Raw genomic sequence first — 21,527 nt, forward strand, 5'->3', positions numbered from 1 at the left:
CTCAGACCGCCTCTCCCTGCCGGGCGGCCGCGAGGCGGACCGCGTCCATGATCTTCTCGTAGCCCGTGCACCGGCACAGGTTGCCCGACAGCGCCTCGCGGATGTCCGCGTCGCTGGGGTTCGGGTTGTTCTCCAGCATCTCGTCGGCGGCGACCAGCAGGCCCGGCGTGCAGAAGCCGCACTGGACGGCGCCGGCGTCGATGAACGCCTGCTGGACCGGGGAGAGCTCGGTGCCCTCACCGGTCTGCGAGTCCTGCCCCTTGGCCGCCCACTGCTGGGCGTCCTGGAGCGACGTACCGCAGGCACCGGTCGCGCAACCACCGTGCTCGGCACGCTGCTTGGCGAAGTCGGCGAGCCCCTCGACGGTCACGACGTCACGGCCCTCGACCTGACCGGCGGCGACCAGGCACGAACACACCGGCACACCGTCCAGCCGGACGGTGCAGGATCCGCACTCGCCCTGCTCACAGGCGTTCTTGGAACCCGGCAGACCGAGCCGCTCGCGCAGCACGTACAGCAGGGACTCGCCCTCCCACACGTCGTCGGCTTCCTGCGGACGTCCATTGACAGTGAAGTTGACGCGCATCAGGCGACTCCCTCCGTGCGGGCGGCGGTGCCGCGGTACGACTCCCAAGTCCAGGTCAGCGTGCGACGGGCCATGACTCCGACCGCGTGGCGGCGGTAACTCGCGGTGCCCCGGACGTCGTCGATCGGGTTGCAGGCGCCGGAGCACAGCTCCGCGAACTGCTTGGCGACCGACGGGGTGATGATCTTGCCGTTGTCCCAGAAGCCGCCCTCTTCGAGCGCCGCGTTCAGGAACTCCTCGGCGGCCTTGGCCCGTACGGGTGTCGGGGCGGCCGAGCCGATCCCGGTACGCACGGTCCGCGTCTCGGGGTGCAGCGCGAGCCCGAAGGCGCACACGGCGATGACCATGGCGTTGCGCGTGCCGACTTTGGAGTACTGCTGGGGCCCGTCGGCCTTCTTGATGTGTACGGCCCGAATCAGCTCGTCGGCGGCCAGCGCGTTGCGCTTCACGCCCGTGTAGAACTCGTCGATCGGGATCAGGCGGGTGCCGCGCTCGGCCGACTCGACCTCGACCTCGGCGCCTGCCGCGAGGAGGGCGGGGTGGGCGTCGCCGGCCGGGGAGGCGGTACCGAGGTTGCCGCCGACGCCGCCGCGGTTGCGGATCTGCGGGGAGGCGACCGTGTGCGAGGCGAGGGCGAGGCCGGGCAGCTCGGCGCGCAGGCTCTCCATGATCCCGGAGTACGGGACGGAGGCGCCGAGCCGCACGCTGTCCTCGCCGACCTCCCACTCGGTGAGGTCGCCGATGCGGTTCAGGTCGAGGAGGTACTCGGGCCGGCGGTGGTCGAAGTTGATCTCGACCATCACATCGGTGCCACCCGCAATCGGCACAGCGGTGGGGTGCTCGGCCTTCGCGGCGAGCGCCTCCTCCCAGCTGGCGGGGCGAAGGAAGTCCATGACCGGCTCTCTTCTACGTCTCGTGGGTCGTACGGTTTGAGCCAGATCAGGTGCGGCGGGCCCGGCTCGTTCATGTGCTGTTAACGCGCATTGACGTCAGTACACAGCGCTGTGCTCGGCCTGGGTCAGTCACGGAAACCATGAAGGAGTTGGCTGGCCAGGGCGGGCATCTTGTAGATTCGTATGAACGGAGGTCACCAGTAACCTCCACGCTTTCCTCTGGAAACACCGGACACAGCCCTGTGACCTGGGACACCGTCCGAAAGACGACGAGCACCCGCCCCCGGCGCCGCTCATCGGCCCGCCGACCGGGCCTCCTCACAGACCGATCAAGATCCATCATAGATTTCGAGACAAAGAACGGCGGCGACGAGAATGCGGCTGCGCGCACTGCTGGACACCGACGCGCTGGGCCTCAAGCTGCTCGGCGGCGAGGACGAGCTGGACCGCACCGTGCGCGGTGTGATGACCACCGACCTCAGGGACCCCAGCCGCTACCTCTCCGGCGGTGAGCTGGTGCTCACGGGACTGGCGTGGCGCCGCAACGCCGCGGACTCCGAGCCTTTCGTCCGCCTCCTGGCCCAGGCCGGCGTGGCGGCGCTGGGGGCCGGTGAGGCCGAGCTCGGCGACATCCCCGACGATCTGGTGCTGGCCTGCGCCCGCCACCGCCTGCCGCTCTTCGCGGTGCACGAGTCGGTGGCGTTCGCGACGATCACCGAGCACGTCGTACGGCAGGTCAGCGGCGAGCGGGCCGGGGACCTCGCGGCCGTGGTCGACCGGCACCGCCGGATGATGACCTCGGGCCCGGCGGGCGGCGGTCCTGACGTGGTCCTCGACCTCCTCGGCTCGGACCTGGACCTGCGGGCCTGGGTGCTGTCGCCGGCGGGCCGGCTCATCGCGGGCTCGAAGGCCGCGGGTCCGGCGCTGCCCGCCGACGTGTGCGCGAAGCTGGCGGCGGAGCATCTCTCGGCCGCCCGCACGGGCCGCCGCGGCCCCCACCGGCTGCCCCTCGGCACCACGCTGTACTCCCTCTTCCCGATCCGCAGCAGCGGCCGGTCCGCGACGCAGGCCGCGCGGGACGTGCGCGAGACGGTGCTGTCGGACTGGCTGCTGGCCGTGGAGGCGGACGCGAGCGACTGGCCCGAGGAGCGGCTCGACCTGCTCCAGGGCGTCACCCAGCTGATCGCCGTGGAACGGGACCGCAGGGACGCGGCACGCACGGTCCGCCGCCGCCTCGCGCAGGAGGTCCTCGAACTGGTCCAGACGGGCGCGGCGCCCGCCGAGATCGCCGCGCGCCTGCGGGTGGCGGCACCGGTGCTGCTGCCGGGCCTCGGGGCGGCCCCGCACTGGCAGGTCGTGGTCGCCCGCGTCGAATGGGAGGGCAGCGACATCGAGGCCGGCCCGACCGCCCAGTCCCTCCTGGAGGAGATCCTGGTCGACCCGCTGGCCACCGGCCCCGAGCCGTCCGACCGCATCGCCGTGGCCCATACGGGCGACGAGGCCATCGCCCTGGTCCCGCTGCCGGCGGTCTCCGCGGAGCACGACGGCTCGGAGGCGGGCATCCTCGCCGACGCACTCCTGAACTCGGTCCGCGACCCGCTCTCCGCCGGCCTGGACGACGACGGCCGGGTCACCCTCGGCGTCAGCGCGGCCGTGCACTCGGCGGAGGGCCTGCGCGGCGCCCTGGAGGAGGCCCGCCACGCCCGCAGGGTGGCGGCGGCGCGCCCCGGGAGGGTCTGCGCGGCCGGCCACCAGGAGCTGGCGTCCCACGTCCTCCTGCTCCCGTTCGTCCCGGACGACGTACGCAGGGCCTTCACGGCCCGCCTCCTCGACCCCCTCCGCGACTACGACCGCCGCCACCGCGCGGAACTGATCCCCACCCTCGAAGCCTTCCTCGACTGCGACGGCTCCTGGACCCGCTGCGCGACCCGTCTCCACCTGCACGTCAACACACTGCGCTACCGAGTGGGCAGGATCGAGCAGTTGACGAGTCGGGACCTCTCCCGGCTGGAGGACAAGCTGGATTTCTTCTTGGCATTGCGGATGAGTTGAGCCCATCCCGGCCCTCCGCCGGATGGCACCAAGTGCCGCCGCTGTCCCACGACTTTGTGAAATCCTTCACCCACCCTCTTGGCCGGGCACGCGGATTCGTGCTGAGATGCCGCCACCACTCAACAGCTCAATGGTGTGCTCGGGGAGGGCGAGGTGGCGTATACCGCCATGTCTGGTAACGGAACGACCGCCGGTGACGATCCACTCCAGACCGCGGTATGGCGGCTGCGCTCACGCGCCTGCTGGGCGGATGCGGCGGCGCTGCTACAGCCGGTGACCGCGCAGGCCGCGCTCCAGCGGGCGGCGCTGCTGGTGGAGCGGTGTCTCTACACCGAGCAGGGCTGGGAGGAGGCCGAGGACGCACTCCGTACGGCCGAGGCGCTCGCTCACAGTGACGACGAGCGGGGCGCTGCCGCTTGTGAACGCGGGCAACTTGCCTACGCGGCGACGCTGCACTCAGTGCGCGACCGGGCCGACGAGGCGCGGGCCGCGTTGGGGCGGGCGGCGGCGCTGATCCCTCCGGGGGTGGCGGGGAGGGCGTTGCTGGACTTCCGCCGCGGCCTCCTGGCGGAGAACCTCGCACGCTCGCCGCAGGCGGCCCGGGCCGCCTACCGTCGGGCGCATGCGGGCGCGACAGCCCACGCCGACCCGCTCCTCCTCTCCTTCACCTGGCGCCACCTTGCCGGACTCGCGCTGCGCGAGGGGGAGTTGGCTGAGGCGCGGCACGGGTTCGCCGAATCCCTCCGCATCCGCGAGGAGCTGGGCTATCTGGTGGGTACGGCTCCCGCGCTGGCGTCCCTGGCCGACACGGAGACCGAGCCGGAGGCCACGCGGCTGCGCGAGGAGGCGCGACGTCTGTTCCGCCTCCTGGGCGGCGTGCCCACCTGGCTGGCCGGTCACCTGTCCCCGACACCCCCGGCAACGGGCGCCGCCACGGCGTGACCCACCCCGGTTCCGGACGATGGAGGGAACCGGCACACAGCAGGACTGCGTCCGTTGATGCGCAAGATCGCCAGCGGACAGGGAATGTGAGATGACTGCCACGGCCACCCGGTACCTCTACCTCGTCCGGCACGGCGAGGCGTCGCCTGACGAGAGCGGGCTGACGGAGGCCGGTCGGCAGCAAGCCACACTGCTCGGTCAACGCCTCCGTGACGTCCCCTTCTCAGGTGTTCACCACGGCCCGCTGCCGAGAGCAGCGCAGACCGCACGCCTCATCGGCGACCAGCTGAGGAACGTCCCTCTGCATGTCTCGGACGTCGCCGGTGACTACGTGCCTTACCTGCCGAAGAAGGACGAGCTTCCGGCCGAATCAGCGGACTACTACCTCGGCTTCCTCGCCGATGCCACCGATGAGGAGCGGGAAAACGGACCTGCGCTGGCCCGCTGGGCGCTGGATGCGTACACCGGGCCGGTGCAGGGCGACAAGGACCGGCACGAGCTGGTCGTCACCCACAACTTCCTCGTCGCCTGGCTCCTCCGCGACGCCATGCACGCACCGAAGTGGCGTTGGCTCGGCCTCAACCACTGCAACGCGGCACTCACGGTCATCCGCTACGCACCGGGTCGCCCCGCCTCGGTCCTCACCCTCAACGACATGCGGCATCTACCTGCCGAGCTGCGCTGGACGGGCTTCCCTCCCGAGCTTCACATTTGAGGGCACGTCGGGCGATGCCGGAGTGCATTGATCACTGATGCGCAACCGGCAGGCCGCCGCAACTCTCCCTCAGCGCGCCCCGGCGAAGTGCTCCCCCACCAACGCCCGCACCACGTCCACATCCCCGGCGATCAACGCATCCAGCAGAGCCGTGTGTTCCGCCGCGTCGGCGACGAGGTCGGCGTGGCCGCGGGTGGACGGGCGAGCGGGGCTCACCAGGGGCCACTGGGCGCGGCGGTGGAGGTCGTCGGCGATCTGGACGAGTTGTTCGTTGCCGCAGAGGGACAGCACAGCGCGATGGAAGGTCCGGTCCGTCTCCGCGTAGGTCGCCCGGCACCCGGTCGACGCCGCACGAACGGTCGCCTCCGCCAACGGCCGCAGTTCCGCCCAGCGTTCAGGGGCGACGGTCCGAGCGAGCCGGAGCATCACCGGGACCTCGATCAGCGCACGCACCTCGACCAGCTCCGCCAGCTCCCGGGCTCCACGCTCGACCACCCGGAACCCCCGGTTCGGGACGACCTCGACGGCCCCCTCCAGCGCAAGTTGCTGCATGGCCTCACGCACCGGCGTCGCGGAGACGCCGAAGCGTTCGCCGAGCGCCGGGGCCGAATAGACCGCCCCGGGCGTCAGCTCACCGGTGACGAGCGCGGTGCGCAGGGCGTCGAGGATCTGCCCCCGCACCGAGGCCCGCTGGACAATCGCCCGCGGCCGCGGAATCGGCGTCTCGCTGTGGGTGTGCTCGCCCCGAGCCGTTGGCGCGGAGGCCGATGCCGAGACACCCCGACCCGCAGCCAGACCCGGGGTACCCCCCGGGGCTCGCCCCTGCGACGGCACCCGAGTCGCACCCGAACCCGTCCCCGCACTCTCCGCACCCGCCCGGGCCTCCAAGCCCTGCGACAGCGACGGAATCCCCGTCCCCGCGGAGCCCTGCGTGCCCTGCTTCACGGGTCCTCCTCGGGGACGTATCGGTACTTGGGGTCATTACGGCGGCTTGTTACTCACCCGTCAAGCACCTTAGGCGCAGAACGCGACAGTTCAAACCGCAGCGATCTTGGGTAAGGTAAGCCTAACCTTCACCACCTCACGGATCGGCGGCCCGGAATGCCTGTGCCCCCTTCAGCCCTCGCGGACGCCTACACCCGTCTCACCGAGGTCTTCCCGGGGCTGGCCATCACCCAGCCGGCCGCCGACGCACAGCTCCCCCGGCACGGCGGCTGGGTCACCGCAGCCGCGCTCGCGGACGGCGGCACCGACCTCGACACCTTCCTGGCCTGGGACGACGCACAGGTACAGCGCGACTACGGACAGTCCGCACGCGCAGACGTCGTCGCCAGCTTCGGCCTGCACCGCTACGCCTGGCCCGTCTGCCTGCTGATCACCGTCCCCTGGTTCCTGCTCCGCCGCGTCCCCCGCTTCCCCGTGACGCATGTCTCGTACGACCGCACGGTCCCCGACCTCCCGATAGGCACCCTCGCCGCCCGCCCCGCCACCTTCGCCTGCCTCCCCGGCGACCCGGCCGCCACCCTGCCCGGCGCGAGGGTCGTGCCCGACGAGGAGGCACTGCGCGCCGAGGTGCGCACGGCGATAGCCGAGCACCTCGAACCCGTCCTCACCGGCTTCGGCCCCCGCATGCGGCGCCGCGGACGCGCACTGTGGGGCATGGCGACCGACGAGGTCGTCGAGAGCCTCTGGTACGTCGCCCATCTGCTCGGCGACGGCGAGCAGGACCGGGCGCGCCACGAGCTGGAGCTGCTGCTGCCGGGCGCGACGAAGCCGTACGTCGGCTCGGCGGCCTTCCGTGAACTGACCGGTCCGAACGGCGAGTCACTGCCCACGCGGGACCGGGCGAGCTGCTGCATGTTCTACACACTGCGCCCCGAGGACACGTGCGCAACCTGTCCCCGCACCTGCGACGCGGATCGGGTCATCAAACTTCTGTCCGCGGCCAGTTGAGGCTCCCTCAGACACCCGCGTCAGCCTTCGTGCCGTAAGATCACCCGCGAGCAGGACACCCCTTACGGTTACAGGCGTTTCACAAATTCCTCACTTCGCGCAGGAACTTTCCGTGGAACCACCCGCACGGGTAGTGTTGTTCGAACTCAACTCCCGCCCCTCAAGCGGCAGTTCGAGCAGAACGCCGCCCTGGGCATCCCCTTGCACTTCCTTGGCGGCCTCTTGCCCCGAAACCCCCTGAGGGCCAGCGGGATTGGGCCACTATGGCGGGCGTTACGCCCTATCCCAATGCAAGGGACCCCCAGATGAGATTGACCGACATATCGCTGAACTGGTTGCTTCCGGGCGCCGTCCTGCTCCTGGGCCTGCTGGCGGCGATAGCGGTGCTTCGGCGCGGGAAGACCACGGGGAAGGACACGAGCGCCGACGACTCGTGGGAGCGCAGCGAGGAGCGCCGCAGGCGCAAGGAAGCCATATACGGCACCGCCTCGTATGTGCTGCTGTTCTGCTGTGCGGCCGTGGCCGCCGCGCTCTCCTTCCACGGCCTGGTCGGCTTCGGTGAGCAGAACCTCGGCCTGAACAACGGCTGGCAGTACCTGGTGCCGTTCGGCCTGGACGGCGCCGCGATGTTCTGCTCCGTGCTCGCGGTGCGCGAGGCCAGCCACGGTGACGCGGCCCTCGGCTCCCGGATACTCGTGTGGACGTTCGCGGCTGCCGCGGCCTGGTTCAACTGGGTGCACGCCCCCAGGGGCATCGGCCACGACGGCGCCCCGCACTTCTTCGCCGGCATGTCCCTCTCCGCGGCGGTGCTGTTCGACCGGGCGCTCAAGCAGACCCGCCGGGCCGCCCTGCGCGAGCAGGGCCTGGTGCCCAGGCCGCTCCCGCAGATCCGGATCGTCCGCTGGATGCGGGCGCCCCGCGAGACCTACAAGGCCTGGTCGCTGATGCTCCTGGAGGGCGTGCGCAGCCTCGACGAGGCGGTCGACGAGGTCCGCGAGGACAAGCGGCAGAAGGAGGCGGCCCGGCTGCGCCGGCGCGAGCAGGAGCGCATGGAGCGGGCCCAGCTCAAGGCCATCAGCCGGGGCCACCGCGGCTTCGTCGGCCGCGGCGGCCGGCAGGTCGAGACGCAGGCTCTGGAGCGTGCCTCCGCCCAAGTCTCCGCGGAGCCTGCCATATCCGCGCCGGAGCAACTGCCCGTACGCTCACGTCCGTCCCTTCAGCCCGTACGCACCGGTTCTGACCCGGTGACCGTCGACCTCACCACGGAGGACGACACAATGGCTCTGCCGCGGCTCGACTCCCTGGAGCGCAAGCTCAAGGACCTCGAGCAGCAGTTCGGCTGAGCACTCCGCTCGTCAACGGCATCGACGGCCTTTGACAGCACGGCATCGACGGGAAGGGGCGCGACCCGGGACTCGGGTCGCGCCCCTTCCCGTCGTCGTACGACCTGCGACACCGGCGGCGCGCATCACGCGGCATCCGCGTCGAGTTCGAACCACACCGCCTTCCCCACCCCGTGCGTCCGCACGCCCCAGTCGTCCGCGAGGGACTGGACCAGCACCAGGCCTCTGCCGTTCGTACAGCTGTCGGCGTTCGGTACGCGCAGTCTGGGCCGGCGGGCCACGAAGTCCCTCACCTCCACCCTGAGTCCGTGCGGTCCGACGATCGCCGTCAGGACGGCGTCATGGTCGGTGTGGACGATTGCGTTGGTGACGAGCTCGCTGGTGAGCAGTTCGGCTATGTCCGATCGTCCGGGCCTCCCCCAGTGCCGTAACAGCTCGCGCAGAGCCCTGCGTGCCTCCGGTACGGCCCGCAGGTCCGCCCGTCCGAGTCTGCGCCTGAGCTGAGGCGACTGCGCGTGTTCCCCGGCGCTCGCGGCCTTGTCCTCCACTGTCCGTGCCGAGGAGGCCCCGATGGTGATGGGACCGCCTCCTCGTGCCTGCCTTTTCATGACCCCCGCCCGCGTGCCGATGTCGGTTCCCCTCCTGCTCGAACACGTTCACGGGAACCTTTCCCAGTCGGACCGGCGGCAGTCATGTCGAATCGTCAACGACCAGGTGTTCGGCCACGGTTACGGCAGGCCGTGCCGGTGGATGAAACCCGGAACGTCACCCACCGGCCGCCCGCAGGCCGTCCCGGGCGACGACCTAATCGAGTCGGCCACCGGCCATGGCCTCGGCCTGCGGGCCGCGGGTGTGATTCCGGCGAGGGGAGGCAAGGCGGTTCAAAGCGCCCGCGCGGAGGCGGCCGACCAGGGCAGTCCTGCACGGCATCGTGCCGATGTTCCCCGGGGCCCGCGGACCGCGGTGGGTCGGCCCGTTCGACGACCCCGCTCTGCGGATCCGGCCGTACGCGACCCGGACGCCCGGCGGGTGCGGGGTGACATCGCGGCGCCTTCGGGGCCGGTGTGCGCCGTCTGTGAATCTGGCCGGAATTCGCTACTGCAGCGGCCCCGCTGGTGCCGTGTGGTGGCGGGGCCGCCCGCCCGACCCCCGTCCGGGAGGGCGGCCCCGCTGGTGAGGTGGTCCTGTGCTGCGCCGGTCAGTAGAGCTTGTTGACCGCGGTGGTGGTCGTCTTCTTGAAGGCCTTCACCGGCGCGTCCGTGAAGTCGCCCATCTGCCCCCACTGCACGACGGTGACGGTGCCGCCGTCGCGGCCGACGGAGACGAGGTGGATGTCCATGGCGCCCCACGAGGCCCGCGTCGCGAAGCCGTGGACGCGGGCGCCCTCCTCGACCGGCAGGCTGCCGTAGCTCTTGTAGTCGGCCTCGATCTCCGGGTCGGCGTCCATGCGCGTGACGCAGCGCTTGACCTCCTTGTCGAGGCGGGTGGCCAGGGCCTTGGCCTTGGCGTTGTCACCGACGACGACGTTGAGCTGCTCGGCACCGGTGTCGAGGTCGGTGCGGAAGGTGCGGTAGCGGGAGTCGTAGGCGAGCAGCGCGTCGCCGAAGCAGTACTGCATCTCCTCCGGCACCCCGTCGGCGACCGGGGCGGCGGTCCAGGCGGAGGAGGGGTGCGGCGGGAGTTCGGTCGCCGACAGGAACTTCGGCGCGGGCGCCTTCGTCGCGGCGCCGGCGGGTGCGGCGGTGAATGCGGCGCCCGCGGCGAGGCCCGTGACGACGAGTGCGGCGAGCGTGCCGGTGCGAGTGCGCTTGGACATGAGTGTCCCCCCGTGGAATGACATGAAAGCGTGAACGATCGGAAGTGAGCCGGCACCGACGGCGGATGGTCCGTCCGGCCCTGGTCGGTGCGACACCAAAAGCATCAGCCGTCACGCGGGCGACCGCAAGCGCCGACACCCGATCCGCGACGGTGGAACCATCCCAGCCCTTCTGACGTGCAGGTATATGGAGTGCCTGGGATGCCGTCCCGGGACGGTGAGGACACGGGGGAACGGTGTCGGCAGCACAGGACGACGTCCAGGAGTTCGCGGCGTTGCTCAGCCGCCTGAAGGACCGCACCGACCGCAGCTACGGTCAGCTGGCCCGCCGCCTGAACATGAACACCTCCACGCTGCACCGCTACTGCGCCGGAGACGCGGTCCCGCTCGACTTCGCCCCCGTGGAGCGCTTCGCCGCGCTGTGCGAGGCGACGCCTCAGGAGCGGCTGGAGCTGCACCGGCTGTGGATCCTGGCGGTGGCGGCGCGGCAGCGGTCCCGTGCCGCGGCATCCGCCGCCGCCGGCAGCACCCCCTCCACGGGGGACGGCTCCCCCGCGGACACGGCCGAGGAGACGACGGGGCTTCGCGGCGGGGGCCCGGCATCGACCGACGCCCCTCCCCGCCACCCCTGGTACCGCCGCCGGCGCCTGCTGGTCGCGGCAGCCGTGGCGACGGCTCTGCTCGCCACGCTCGGCAGCCTCTCCGCCCTGCCCGACGACGGTCCCCGCGCGAGCGACTCCGTCCAGGGCTCCGATCCGAGCCGTACGACACCGACGGGCGCTCCCCGCCCGAAGTCGACAGCCTCGCCGAACCCCTCGCCGACCACACCGTCACCGTCGGCCGGCGCCTCGGAGAAGTCCTCGCCGAAGTCCGCTCCGTCCGAGGACGGCCCCTCGAAGGAAGCCGGCCGGCAGCAGCCCCCGGCCGGAGTGCCGCTCACCTGGAGCGCCAACTCCCATGTCTGGCAGGCCGGCTGCGGCCACGACTACGTCGTCGACAGGCCGCCCAGCCAGGTGGCGCCGCCTCCCGCGCCGCAGGACGCCGAGGCGTGGGCGGGCTCGCAGAACGCGGTGCACGGGGAGCAGACGATGATCGAGATCTCCGTGCAGGGCAAGACGTCCACGGCCGTCGTCCTGAAGGCCCTGAGAGTGCGCGTCGTCGGCCGCTCGGCGCCTGCCGGGGGGACCGTCTACACCATGGACCAGGGCTGCGGCGGAGCGCTGACGCCTCGATACTTCGACGTCGACCTGGACAAGGACCGCCCCATCGCCCGCCCGGCCGACGGCAACGACACGGGTGTCAAGATCCCGGCGATGCGCCTGCCGTACCGCGTGTCCGCCGAGGACCCGGAGGTTCTGCTGGTCGACGCGCGGACGAAGACCTGCGACTGCAGCTGGTACCTGGAGCTGGACTGGTCGTCCCAGGGCCGCACCGGCACGGTCCGCATCGACGACCACGGCCGCCCCTTCCGCACGACGGGCATCAAGGGGCTGCCCATGTACGTGTACGACACCTCGGCCCGCTCGTGGGTGACGTACCGGCCGTAGCCGCAGGCGCCGTCAGGCCTCCCAGACGGCGGCCGCCGTACGGTCGTCGGCATACCCCTTGACCCGGACCTGCGTGTCGGCGAGGAACTCTGCGAGGCCGGGCGGTTCGGGAGCGGACCACCGTCCGGTGAGGTGGGCGGCGAGTTCGGGTTCGCCGCGCAGGGGGTCGGCGAGGCCGCCGGTGCACATGAGGAGGGTGTCGCCGGGGCGGGCCACCGAGGCCCGGAAGCGGAAGGGTTCGCGGGGCGGTTCGGGGGCGGGGTCGTAGGGGCTGGGCGGTGTGGGGATGCCGAGGTCCATGGTGAGGCGGTCGCCATCGGGGGTCTCGGCGGGGAGCGAGCCGAAGCCGACGACGGGGTCGCCGGTGAGGTCCGTGACGCGGGGCTCGATGTCCTGCCATTCGCCGCCCCGCAGGCGGAAGAGTCCGCCCGCGCCGACTCCGAAGAAGACCCGGGTCCGGCACTCGGGGTCGGCGGGGAGGAGGAGGCAGCGCAGGGTCGCCGCGTACTCCTCGGGTTCGATGCCCTGTTCGGCGGCGCTGGCGCGGAGTTTGCCGAGGCTGCGGTCGGTGAGGCGGTGCAGGCCCGACTTCAGGTCGCCGCGCCTCGCGGCCCTTATGTCGTCCGCCAGCCGCCCGTGACTGCGGCCGACGGCCCGGCCGATCCAGTGGCAGGCCTCGGCGGCGGCGCGGTGCGCGCCCGGGGTGGCTCGGGCGCCGGTGGCCATCGCCACCAGGATCAGGGCGTGTTCGCCGGTGCCGAAGCGGGCGGTGAGGAGGGAGTCGCGGCGGGGTTCGCCCCGGTAGCGGGCGGAGTCGCCGCGCAGGGACACGGCCCGCAGGGTGGAGGCGCCGTAGCGGGCGCCGTCGAGGACGGTGTCGGCGACCAGGTCGTCGAGGTCGTCAGGGTCGGCCGGTGGCAGGGCGGTGGGTTCGGGGGCGTAGGTGGGAGGGCCGTCACCCACGTAGTCGAGGGTGGTCGGGGGGTGGGTGGGGATGTCCACCTGGGTCGCGGTGCGGGGCTCGTCGTCGGTCGGAGGCGCCGCCCGTCCCCGGGGTTCCTCCACGGTGAATCCCGGCGGTTTCGGCAGGCCCGCGGGGAAGCTCGACGGACCCGGAGCCGGACCCGCCACGGCATCCGTCCCGGCCCGCGGAGCCGGAACCGGGGCGCCGGTTCCTGACACTCCCGCCGCCGAGGCGAAGCGGTCGTCCAGTGTGTCGGGCGCCTTGGTCGGGCCCGTGTCGTCGGTGAAGTCACCGTACAGCTGCCCCCACCAGTCGTCCTCGTGACCGGTGGCCTTTCCCCCCTGCTGGCTCATGCCCCCAATTGTCCACCGCACGGCCCGTATGAAAACGGGGCATCCGGAAAATGCGACCCGGTGAACCGCCTTGAAAGGCCGTGGGCGAGTGAGGTGTTGAACAGTCGTGCGAGGCAAGTGACGGAACGGGACGTGAAACAGGTCGCCGGGCGGCCCCACCCCCCACGGGAGGACCGCCCGGCGACTGTCGGGTGACCCGGGCCCGGATCCCCTTCGCGCGCCTCAGCGCACGTCGTAGGCCCGGGTCACGATCTGGGTGACCGAGGTGCCGTTCGTGTCGGTCAGGACGGTTTTGAGTGTGACCTGCTTGCCTGTCGCTCCGCTGTGGTTCACCTTCGCGGTCCAGCTCCCGTCGTCCTGCTGCGCCGTCCGTGCCTCGGTCCAGGTACCGCCTTCGTCGTAGGAGTAGGCGAGTTGGGCCTGTGTCAGCTCCCCCGGCCGGTAGCCCGCGTGGCCGGTCGCCGTGAGTGTGATCTCCTGTCCGTCCTCGGCGGGGAGCGTCTTCAGGCCGTCCTCCGGCAGCGCGTACCTCGGAAAGAGCATCGGTATGCCTTGCGAGTAGGCGTCCTCGTCCAGTGCCGAGCGGAAGGTCCAGGTCGACGTCGTGTTCGTGGAGCGCTTCCACGCCCCGGCCGGAGGACCGATCTTCGTCGCGTTCAGGGTGAGTTCGTAACTCGACTCGTCGGCCGGGACGGTGAACACCCCGAACGGGTAGGGACTTTCGCCGACCGTCTCGCCGCCCCGCTTGAGCGTCATGCTGCCGATGTCGCCGAAGCTCCCCTGTATGCCCTGGTGTTGGCCGTCGCCCCAGAAGGCGGGGGCCACGCCGATCAGGTTGCCCTGCCGTTCGGCGGCGAGGGCGGGCCGGCCGTCGGCGTCGAGCGGGGTGGCGGGGGCGAGAACACCGCCGTACCACTCCTCGGTCCGCCGCTCCCCCTTCCCGTACGTCCGCACGGGGTCGATCATGAACTCGCCCCACGGGAAGCTGCTGGACACCTCGTGCTCCCAGCCGGTCGTGCCCGGCGAGTGGTACTCGGTGCGGGTGAAGGGCGCGGGGACCGTCTCCAACCCGCCGAAGTAGCCACTCAGTCCGTTCGGGCGGGTCATGGCCGTCAGGTCGATGTGGTCGGTGGCGGCGGACGCCATCGAGTTGTACGTCGCCGTCGTCGCCGCCAGGTCCCGGTCCCGGACGCGGTAGGTGCGGTCGCCGCCGATCGGGCCCTTCTCCGGGAACGCGAGGTTGTAGACGTACGGACTCTTGGCGGTGGCCTTCCAGCGCAGGGTCACGTCCCCGGCGGCGAGCAACGCCTTCGCCTCGTCGGCGGGGACGGCGAGGATCGGCAGCGCGCCGCCGGTGAAGCCGGCCGACGGATACCAGCGGCCGGGGGCGTCACGGTGGACGAGGACCGCCACCGCACCGGCCTCCTTCGCGCGCCGCGCGACCTCGTGGGCGCTCCCGCCGTCCGGGATCCCGACGAGCGCGATCTTTCCTGCCGCCCCCGAAAGCTCCTCCTCCGTACCGGTCTTGGCGTCGAACAGCGGCGCCCGGCCCGTGCCGTCGAGGTTGGCCGAGTTGAAGGACGCGGTCGTCGGATGCAGCGACCGGCCGCCCACCACGGCGAGTTCGGTGATCTGCGGAGCCGCCGCGCGCCAGAAGCTGTCGAACTCGAAGTCCCCGTCGGCCGCCCTGCCCGTGACGGAGGCGTAGTAGCCGCGCAGTTCGCGCCCACCGGCCGCCGTGCCCGCGTGCAGCCAGGTGTCGTCCCAGCTGCGCGCGAACCCGAGTGTGGCGCTACGGAGTTCGGTCGGTTCGTCCGTTCTGGTGTTCAGTCGGTGGGCCTTGCGGGCGTCGAGGACGACGGTCGTGTCGTCGCGGATCTCCAGCTGCGGACGGCCGAGGTAGGCGAGGGAGTCGAGGAGCGTGCCCTCGGTCGCGGGGGTCGTGATGAAGCTGGAGAGGAAGTAGGCGCCGGGGCGGATCCGGTACGTCTGGTCGGTCGCGCCCTCGTTGAAGCGGCGCTCGCCAGCCGCGTCGTCGGTGCCGATCAGGTCGACGGAGGAGGCGCCGTCGGCGGGCTTGCCGAGGCGGTCGATCAATTTCACGCGCAGGGTGACGGTCTCCGGCTGGACGTAGAGCGCGAAGGGGGTCGAGACCGTGCTGCCGTCCTTGGCCGCGGCGAGGACGCGGCCCGTGATGTCGCCGTACTGGGCCCGCTCGATCGTCGCCGTCGGGTCGATCCGCACCGGGACCTCGACCGTCCTGCCCGCCGGAACGGTGACCGAGCGGGCACCGAGCCGGGCGATCGACGAGCGGACGGTGGAGCCGTCGTTGCCGGATACGGCGGGCACCGACAACTTCAACTCCACCGCCCTGTCCGTGGTGTTGGTGTAGGGAACGGCGACCGTCGTCCGGTCGCTCGCGTCCTGGGGCCAGTTGAAGGTGCCGGCCTGGAGCGCGGGTGCGCCCAGGACTTGCTGCCCGATCGCGGCGCGGACGTCGAGGCGTCCGCCACCTGTGGCGCGGGCGTCGCCGGGGATGTCCGTGTCCGCGGAGGAGACGAGCGTCGCCTTGATCTGCCGCGCGCTCCAGTCGGGATGGCGTTGCCTGACGATGGCCGCCGCGCCCGCGACATGCGGGGTCGCCATCGACGTACCGCTCATGGACTGGTAGGCGTACACGCCACGCCCGCCCGCCTGCGCGGCGGAGATGCCGACGCCCGGTGCGGCGATCTCCGGCTTGAGGGTGTGCGAGCCGTACACCGGGCCGCGGCTGGAGAAGGAGGCCGTGGAGTCGTCGCGGTCGACGGCGCCGACGGTGAGGACGCTCGGGGCGCAACCCGGGGACGAGACCGTGTTGTTGGCGGGGCCGGTGTTGCCCGCCGCGATGACGAACAGGGTGTCTTCGCTCGACCGGGCGAGCTCCTCCGTCGCCTGGGCCATCGGGTCGGTGCAGTCGGTGCGGGCCGGGTTGCCGAGGCTCATCGAGACGACGTCGGCGCCCTGGTCGACGGCCCACTGCATGCCGGCGATGATCCACGAGGTCTCGCCCTGGCCGTAGTCGTTGAGGACCTTGCCGTGGAGGAGGTCGGCACCGGGCGCTACGCCCTTCTTCCTGCCGTCGCTCGCGGCGCCCGTGCCGCCGACGGTGGAGGTGGTGTGGGTGCCGTGGCCGTCGTTGTCATCGGCGTCCGGCGAGTCGGTGAAGTTCTTCGAGGCGGTGATACGGCCCTTGAGGTCGGGGTGTTCCGCATCGGCACCGGTGTCCAGGACGGCGACCTTGGTGCCCTCGCCGTCGTAGCCGGCGGCCCAGGCCTCGGGGGCGTGCACCTGACGGGTCGAACGGTCGAGGGTGGCCCGGACCTTGGCGTCGAGCCACAGCTTCTTCAGATCGCCGGCCGCGCGGGAGCGGGGACCGGTGACGTCCGCCCAGAAGTCGGCGGCCTTCTTCTTGTCGGCCTCCAGGGCCACGCCGTCGATCGGGTCGAGGACGAGACCGCGTTCGGCACCGCGCGGGGCGGGCGGGACCGCTCGGGCGACGGAGCGGTCGTACGTGGCGATCAGCGGGAGCGTCTTGCGGTGGGCGTCGTCGTAGCCCTGGCGGATCAGGCCGGTGACATTGAAGAGCTCCTCGTCGACGCGGCCGGCGGCGATCGCCTCGACAGCGCCCGCGGGGTAGACGTACAGGTCGTCGCCGGACCGGCGGGTCTGCGTGAAGGGCGTCGTGCCGTCCTCACCAGGCAGGGCGACGGCCCCGTCGCGGGTGACCAGGACGCGGTCGCCGGTGACGAGGGTGACGACGGAGCCTGAGCCGGCGCCGGGGGTGGCCCGGTCGCCGGTCAGCGGGCTCGGGCCGTCGGTCGCCGGGTGCGCGGGTACGGCGGTGGCCGCATGCGTGGGTACGGCTGTCGTCACGGCCAGGATCGCGGCGGTCGCCGCACCCATGGCCGTACGCGATATCGCTCTCCCCAAGATCGCCCTCTTCCCTTGCTGCCGCCTGCCGACAGGCGCGAAAGCGCAGGCCGGGAAGACCCAAGTCGGGCAAAGCGGGCGGTGGTTGATGCTGCGGTGGCGTCACCTTGGCAGAGTGGCGGGTGGTACGGCGATGATGTGCGGAGGCGGTTTTGCGCCGTGGCCGTTTTCCGCCACGGCCCGAACGCCGGTGTTCTTTTTGCGGATGCGGATGTTCTTCGGGGAGGGACGCGGCCCGATGCTGGGAGCGATAGGTCTCGACGAGACACACGAGTCGGCGTACCGCGTCCTGGTGTCCGTGGGCGCCGCCGACGTACCGGACCTCGCGCGACGGCTGACGCTCGGCGAGCACGACACCGAGCGCGCCCTGCGCCGCCTGGAGCGGCACGGCCTCGCGGCGCAGTCCTCGGCCCGGCCCGGCCGCTGGGTCGCCGCACCTCCCGGGGTGGCGCTGGGCGCGCTGCTCACCCAGCAGCGGCACGAGCTGGAGAAGGCGGAGCTGGCGGCCGCGTTGCTCGCCGAGGAGTACCGGGCGGGCGTCGCCGAACCGGCCGTGCACGACCTGGTCGAGGTGGTGATCGGCGCGGCCGCGGTGTCGCAGCGCTTCCTGCAGCTCCAGCTCGGGGCGAGCGAGGAGGTCTGCGCACTGGTCACCGGCAACCCGGTCGCCGTCACCGGCATCGAGAACGAGGCGGAGGAGCAGGCCGCCCACCGCGGCGTCCGCTACCGGGTGGTCCTGGAGCGCTCGGTCCTCGACCAGCCGCACGGCATCACCGAGCTGTCCGCCGCCCTCGGCCGCGAGGAGCAGGTGCGGGTCGTCGACCAGGTGCCGACCAAGCTGGTGATCGCCGACCGCACGCTCGCGCTGGTGCCGCTGACCTCGCACACCGCGGAGCCGGCCGCGCTGGTCGTCCACGCGAGCGGGCTGCTGGAGCTGCTCTCCGGGCTGTTCGAGACGGTGTGGCGGGAGGCGCTGCCGGTCCGCCTCGGCACGTCCGGCGTCACCGAGCAGCAGCCGGACGGCCCCGACGACACCGACCTGGAGGTGCTGTCCCTGCTGCTGGCCGGCCTGACCGACGCGAGTGTGGCCAAGCAGCTGGACCTGGGACTGCGGACCGTACAGCGCCGGGTGAAGCGGCTGATGGAGCTGACCGGGGTGACGACGCGACTGCAGCTGGGGTGGCATGCGTACGAGCGGGGGTGGGTGGCGCGGGAGCGGCAGGAGTGACCCGGGGCCCCGGTACTGGGAGGGGGGACTGGAGCCCGGGTACGGGCACGAGTGACGGGCGCCCGGGTACGGGCAGGGGTGCCGGGCGCCCGGGTACGGGCAGGGGTGCCGGGCGCCCGGGCACGGGCAGGAGTGCCGGGCGCCCGGGCACGGGCAGGAGTGCCGGTGGCGCACCCGCGCCCGCCAGGCTGATCTGCGCTTTCTCCTGGGCTCCGGCAGTCTGGTCAGATGGGAGTGTGGGACCTTGTGCTGGTCGGCCTGGTCCTCCTGCTCGGCCTCTGCGGAGTGCTGGTTCCCGGCGTGCCGGGGTCGTGGCTGGTGTGGGCCGGGGTCTTGTGGTGGGCGCTGAAGGACACCCAGCCGGTCGCGTGGTGGGTGCTCGTCGCGGCCACCGTCGCGCTGCTCCTCTCCCAGGTGGTGCGCTGGGCGCTCCCGCCCCGCAGACTGCGCCCGAACTGGGCCGGCCCGCGCATCGTGGCCTATGCCGGAGCGGGATCGCTCCTGGGCTTCTTCCTGATCCCGGTGCTCGGCTCGATCCCCGGCTTCATGGCCGGCATCTACCTCGGCGAACGGCTCCGACTCGGCCGCCACGGCGAGGCGAGGGCGGCGCTGCGCACGGCGATGCGGGCGGGCGGTTCGAGCGTGCTGGCGGAGCTGTTCACGTGCCAGCTGATCGCGGGGGCGTGGCTGGGCGCCGTGATCTGGGGCTGATGGATCGGGTACATCGAATACATCGCGGCTGATACATCGGGTCTCTCCCGCCGTATTGACGTCTCCCCGCCCCTTCCCTACGTTGCGTCGCGGGATAGCTCCGATGAATCGCCGTGCAGATGGAGGCGTCATGCCCAGCCCGTCCAGACGTACCGTGCTCGCCACCGGATCCGCCCTCGGCGGGACCCTCCTCGCAGGCGGCTTGCCCGCACAGGCGAGCGCAGCCGACGGTGCGGCCCCCTCCGACCCCTGGCGCACCGTCCTCGAAGACGCCGACCTCGTGTGGCAGCGGATGCCGACGACCTGGTACGAGGGCCCCTTCCTCGGCAACGGCTTCCTCGGTTCCGGCATCTACGCCGAGCCGGGCGCCGCGGCGGACGGCGGAACCCGCGCCGTCCGCTTCAACGTCCAGCACTCCGAGGTGCAGGACCACCGCCCCGAGTTCGGCTCGCTGTTCGGGCTGGCCCGCCTCCCGATCGGCCACTTCACGCTGGAGCCGGTCGGCACCATCACCGGCCTGGACTGGCGGCTCGGCCTGCGCGACGCCGAGCTGACCGGCACGCTCACCACGGACCAGGGCACGCTCACCCTGCGGGCCCTGGTGCACAACGACCGCTCGGTCCTGGCCGTCGAGGTCACCCCGAGCGCGGGTGAGCGCGACTTCCGGTGGGTGTTCCACCCGGCGGACGCGATCAGCCCCCGGGCGGCCTTCAAGCCGCTCCCCGACGGCTACCGGGGCAATCCGCCGGCCGAGGTCGCCCAGCACGACGGCGTGTGGGCGGCCGTACAGCCCCTGCTGGCGGGCGGGCAGCATGTGACGGCGTGGCGGGAGCGGAGCACGGGCAGGGCACGGACGCTGTACGTCCATGTCGCGCACTCCTACCCGGGCACAACGGCGCTCGGGCGGGCACTCAAGGCCGTACGCGGAGCGAGCCCGCTCCCCTACTCGGCGCTGGCGCTGACGCACCGGGCCTGGTGGCACGCCTACTACCGCAAGAGCTTCGTCTCCCTCCCCGACGCGCGGATGCAGCGTTTCTACTGGATCCAGCTCTACAAGACCGCCTCCGCCGCCCGCCGCGACGCCCCCGTGATGGCGACGAGCGGCCCCTGGCTGGAGCCCACCCCGTGGCCCAACACCTGGTGGAACCTCAACGCCCAGCTGGAGTACTGGCTGATCCACGGCTCCAACCACCTCGAACTCGACGCGATCACCCGGTCGCTGAGCGAGTTCCGGGACAACCTGGCCAGGGAGACGGCGACCCCGTACCGCGCCGACTCCCTCGGCATCCCGCGCACCACGGACCCCCAGCTGGTCAACGGTGCCGACGGCCCCCTCACCGGCTACGGCGTCGGCATCCCCGGCCAGGAGCCGCCGACCCCCGAGGTCGGCAACCTCACCTGGGCCCTGCACAACGTGTGGCTCAGCTACCGCCACACCATGGACGAGTCGATCCTCAGGGACGTCCTGTACCCCCTGCTCCGCAAGGCGGTCAACTACTACCTGCACTTCCTGGAGCCGGGCCCGGACGGCAAACTGCACCTGCCGGCCACGTTCTCCCCGGAGTACGGCGGCAACTCACGGGACTGCACCTACGACCTGATGCTGCTTACCTGGGGCTGCCGCACCTTGCTCGACGCGGCCGAACTCCTCGGTGTCGACGACGAGTTGGCACCGCGCTGGCGTGACGTGCTGGCCCGGCGGGCGCCGTACCCGACCGACGCGAACGGCTTCATGATCGGCGCGGACATCCCCTTCGCGAAATCCCACCGCCACTACTCACATCTGCTCGCGGTGTACCCGCTGTACGAGCTGACCGGGAGCACGCCGGACGAACGGGCCCTGATCGAGCGGTCGTTGGCGCACTGGGTGGGCTTCGAGGGCGCCCTGCAGGGCTACACCTTCACCGGCGCGGCTTCGATGTCCGCGCTGCTCGGCAAGGGCGAGGACGCGCTGACGTACCTGGGCGAGCTGATGTCCCGCTTCGTCCAGCCCAACACCATGTACAAGGAGTCGGGCCCGGTCATCGAGACACCGCTGTCGGCGGCGCAGTCCCTGCACGACATGATCTGCCAGTCCTGGGGCGGCGTGATCCGGGTCTTCCCCGCACTGCCGGCCGCCTGGGCCGACCTGACCGTGCACAAGTTCCGCACGCAGGGCGCGTTCCTGATGTCGGCGGTCCGCACAGCCGGGGTCACCCGCTGGGTGCGGCTGGTCAGCGAGGCGGGCGCACCCTGCGTCGTACGGCACGGCATCACCGGGCCGGTGGAGGTACGGGACGGACGGGGCCGCCCGCTGCGGTGGTCCGCGGCGGGTGAGGGCACGATCCGCATCGCCCTCCGGAAGGGCGACTCGGCGCTGATCACGGCACGCGGCGACCGGCCGGACCTGACCATCGGGCCGGTGCAGCCGAACGGGGAGGCCCCGCGCTGGGGACTCCCCGCGGAGCAGCCGTAG

Annotated in this window: 16 protein-coding genes; 9 read left to right on the forward strand and 7 right to left on the reverse strand. The window is 72.0% G+C overall.

Translation table 11 applies throughout. The features are described from left to right. Nucleotide 1: 1 nt before the first annotated feature. Nucleotides 2–586 (reverse strand): (2Fe-2S)-binding protein, encoded by a 585-nt coding sequence (locus OHT51_RS08860; protein WP_328878359.1) that lies wholly within the window; start codon nt 584–586, stop codon nt 2–4. Further along, nucleotides 586–1,479 (reverse strand): FAD binding domain-containing protein, encoded by an 894-nt coding sequence (locus OHT51_RS08865; protein ID WP_328878360.1) that lies wholly within the window; start codon nt 1,477–1,479, stop codon nt 586–588. Before OHT51_RS08865 ends, OHT51_RS08860 begins: the two co-directional genes overlap by 1 nt. Nucleotides 1,480–1,854: 375 nt before the next feature. Here OHT51_RS08865 and OHT51_RS08870 point away from each other — a divergent pair, with 375 nt between their 5' ends. The 3 genes from OHT51_RS08870 (at nt 1,855) to OHT51_RS08880 (ending at nt 5,188) form a co-directional block, all read left to right on the forward strand. Next, nucleotides 1,855–3,531, forward strand: a complete 1,677-nt coding sequence (locus OHT51_RS08870) for a PucR family transcriptional regulator (protein ID WP_328878361.1) — start codon at nt 1,855–1,857, stop codon at nt 3,529–3,531. 153 nt (nt 3,532–3,684) lie between these two features. Next, complete coding sequence (locus OHT51_RS08875) at nt 3,685–4,473, forward strand: hypothetical protein (RefSeq protein WP_328878362.1); 789 nt, start codon at nt 3,685–3,687, stop codon at nt 4,471–4,473. A 91-nt stretch (nt 4,474–4,564) separates the two neighbouring features. Beyond that, complete coding sequence (locus tag OHT51_RS08880; protein ID WP_328878363.1) at nt 4,565–5,188, forward strand: histidine phosphatase family protein; 624 nt, start codon at nt 4,565–4,567, stop codon at nt 5,186–5,188. Nucleotides 5,189–5,257: 69 nt separating this feature from the next. Here the strand turns inward: OHT51_RS08880 and OHT51_RS08885 are convergent, their stop codons facing one another. After that, nucleotides 5,258–6,133: a GntR family transcriptional regulator gene (locus OHT51_RS08885; RefSeq protein WP_328878364.1), complete on the reverse strand. Its 876-nt coding sequence runs from the start codon at nt 6,131–6,133 to the stop codon at nt 5,258–5,260. Between the two features lie 156 nt (nt 6,134–6,289). On the opposite strand from OHT51_RS08885, the gene OHT51_RS08890 reads away from it, so the two are divergent. Next, nucleotides 6,290–7,141, forward strand: coding sequence for a (2Fe-2S)-binding protein (locus OHT51_RS08890; RefSeq protein WP_328878365.1), 852 nt, complete (start codon nt 6,290–6,292; stop codon nt 7,139–7,141). A 305-nt stretch (nt 7,142–7,446) separates the two neighbouring features. Then, nucleotides 7,447–8,484 (forward strand): DUF2637 domain-containing protein, encoded by a 1,038-nt coding sequence (locus tag OHT51_RS08895; RefSeq protein ID WP_328878366.1) that lies wholly within the window; start codon nt 7,447–7,449, stop codon nt 8,482–8,484. A 125-nt stretch (nt 8,485–8,609) separates the two neighbouring features. On the opposite strand, the gene OHT51_RS08900 is transcribed toward OHT51_RS08895, so the two are convergent. Both OHT51_RS08900 and OHT51_RS08905 read right to left on the reverse strand, forming a co-directional pair. Continuing rightward, complete coding sequence (locus tag OHT51_RS08900) at nt 8,610–9,092, reverse strand: ATP-binding protein (protein WP_328421753.1); 483 nt, start codon at nt 9,090–9,092, stop codon at nt 8,610–8,612. Nucleotides 9,093–9,682: 590 nt separating this feature from the next. After that, nucleotides 9,683–10,300, reverse strand: a complete 618-nt coding sequence (locus OHT51_RS08905; RefSeq protein WP_328878367.1) for a hypothetical protein — start codon at nt 10,298–10,300, stop codon at nt 9,683–9,685. 236 nt (nt 10,301–10,536) lie between these two features. Between OHT51_RS08905 and OHT51_RS08910 the strand changes: the two genes are divergently transcribed. Next, on the forward strand, nt 10,537–11,847 hold the full coding sequence (locus OHT51_RS08910; protein ID WP_328878368.1) for a helix-turn-helix domain-containing protein: 1,311 nt from the start codon (nt 10,537–10,539) through the stop codon (nt 11,845–11,847). Between the two features lie 12 nt (nt 11,848–11,859). On the opposite strand, the gene OHT51_RS08915 is transcribed toward OHT51_RS08910, so the two are convergent. Continuing rightward, entirely contained in the window at nt 11,860–13,164 is a 1,305-nt protein-coding gene (locus tag OHT51_RS08915; RefSeq protein ID WP_328878369.1) for a protein phosphatase 2C domain-containing protein, read from the reverse strand. A 222-nt stretch (nt 13,165–13,386) separates the two neighbouring features. Further along, nucleotides 13,387–17,106 carry a S8 family peptidase gene (locus OHT51_RS08920; RefSeq protein WP_328878370.1) on the reverse strand — a complete coding sequence of 1,240 codons (3,720 nt, stop codon included), beginning with the start codon at nt 17,104–17,106 and terminating at the stop codon, nt 13,387–13,389. 265 nt (nt 17,107–17,371) lie between these two features. Here OHT51_RS08920 and OHT51_RS08925 point away from each other — a divergent pair, with 265 nt between their 5' ends. From OHT51_RS08925 to OHT51_RS08935, 3 genes are all read left to right on the forward strand, one after another. Further along, nucleotides 17,372–18,361: a helix-turn-helix transcriptional regulator gene (locus OHT51_RS08925; RefSeq protein WP_328878371.1), complete on the forward strand. Its 990-nt coding sequence runs from the start codon at nt 17,372–17,374 to the stop codon at nt 18,359–18,361. 228 nt (nt 18,362–18,589) lie between these two features. Further along, complete coding sequence (locus OHT51_RS08930; RefSeq protein WP_328878372.1) at nt 18,590–19,072, forward strand: DUF456 domain-containing protein; 483 nt, start codon at nt 18,590–18,592, stop codon at nt 19,070–19,072. Nucleotides 19,073–19,202: 130 nt separating this feature from the next. Next, entirely contained in the window at nt 19,203–21,527 is a 2,325-nt protein-coding gene (locus OHT51_RS08935) for a glycosyl hydrolase family 95 catalytic domain-containing protein (protein WP_328878373.1), read from the forward strand.

This window comes from Streptomyces sp. NBC_00299, assembly GCF_036173045.1.
Taxonomy (GTDB): Bacteria; Actinomycetota; Actinomycetes; order Streptomycetales; family Streptomycetaceae; genus Streptomyces; species Streptomyces machairae.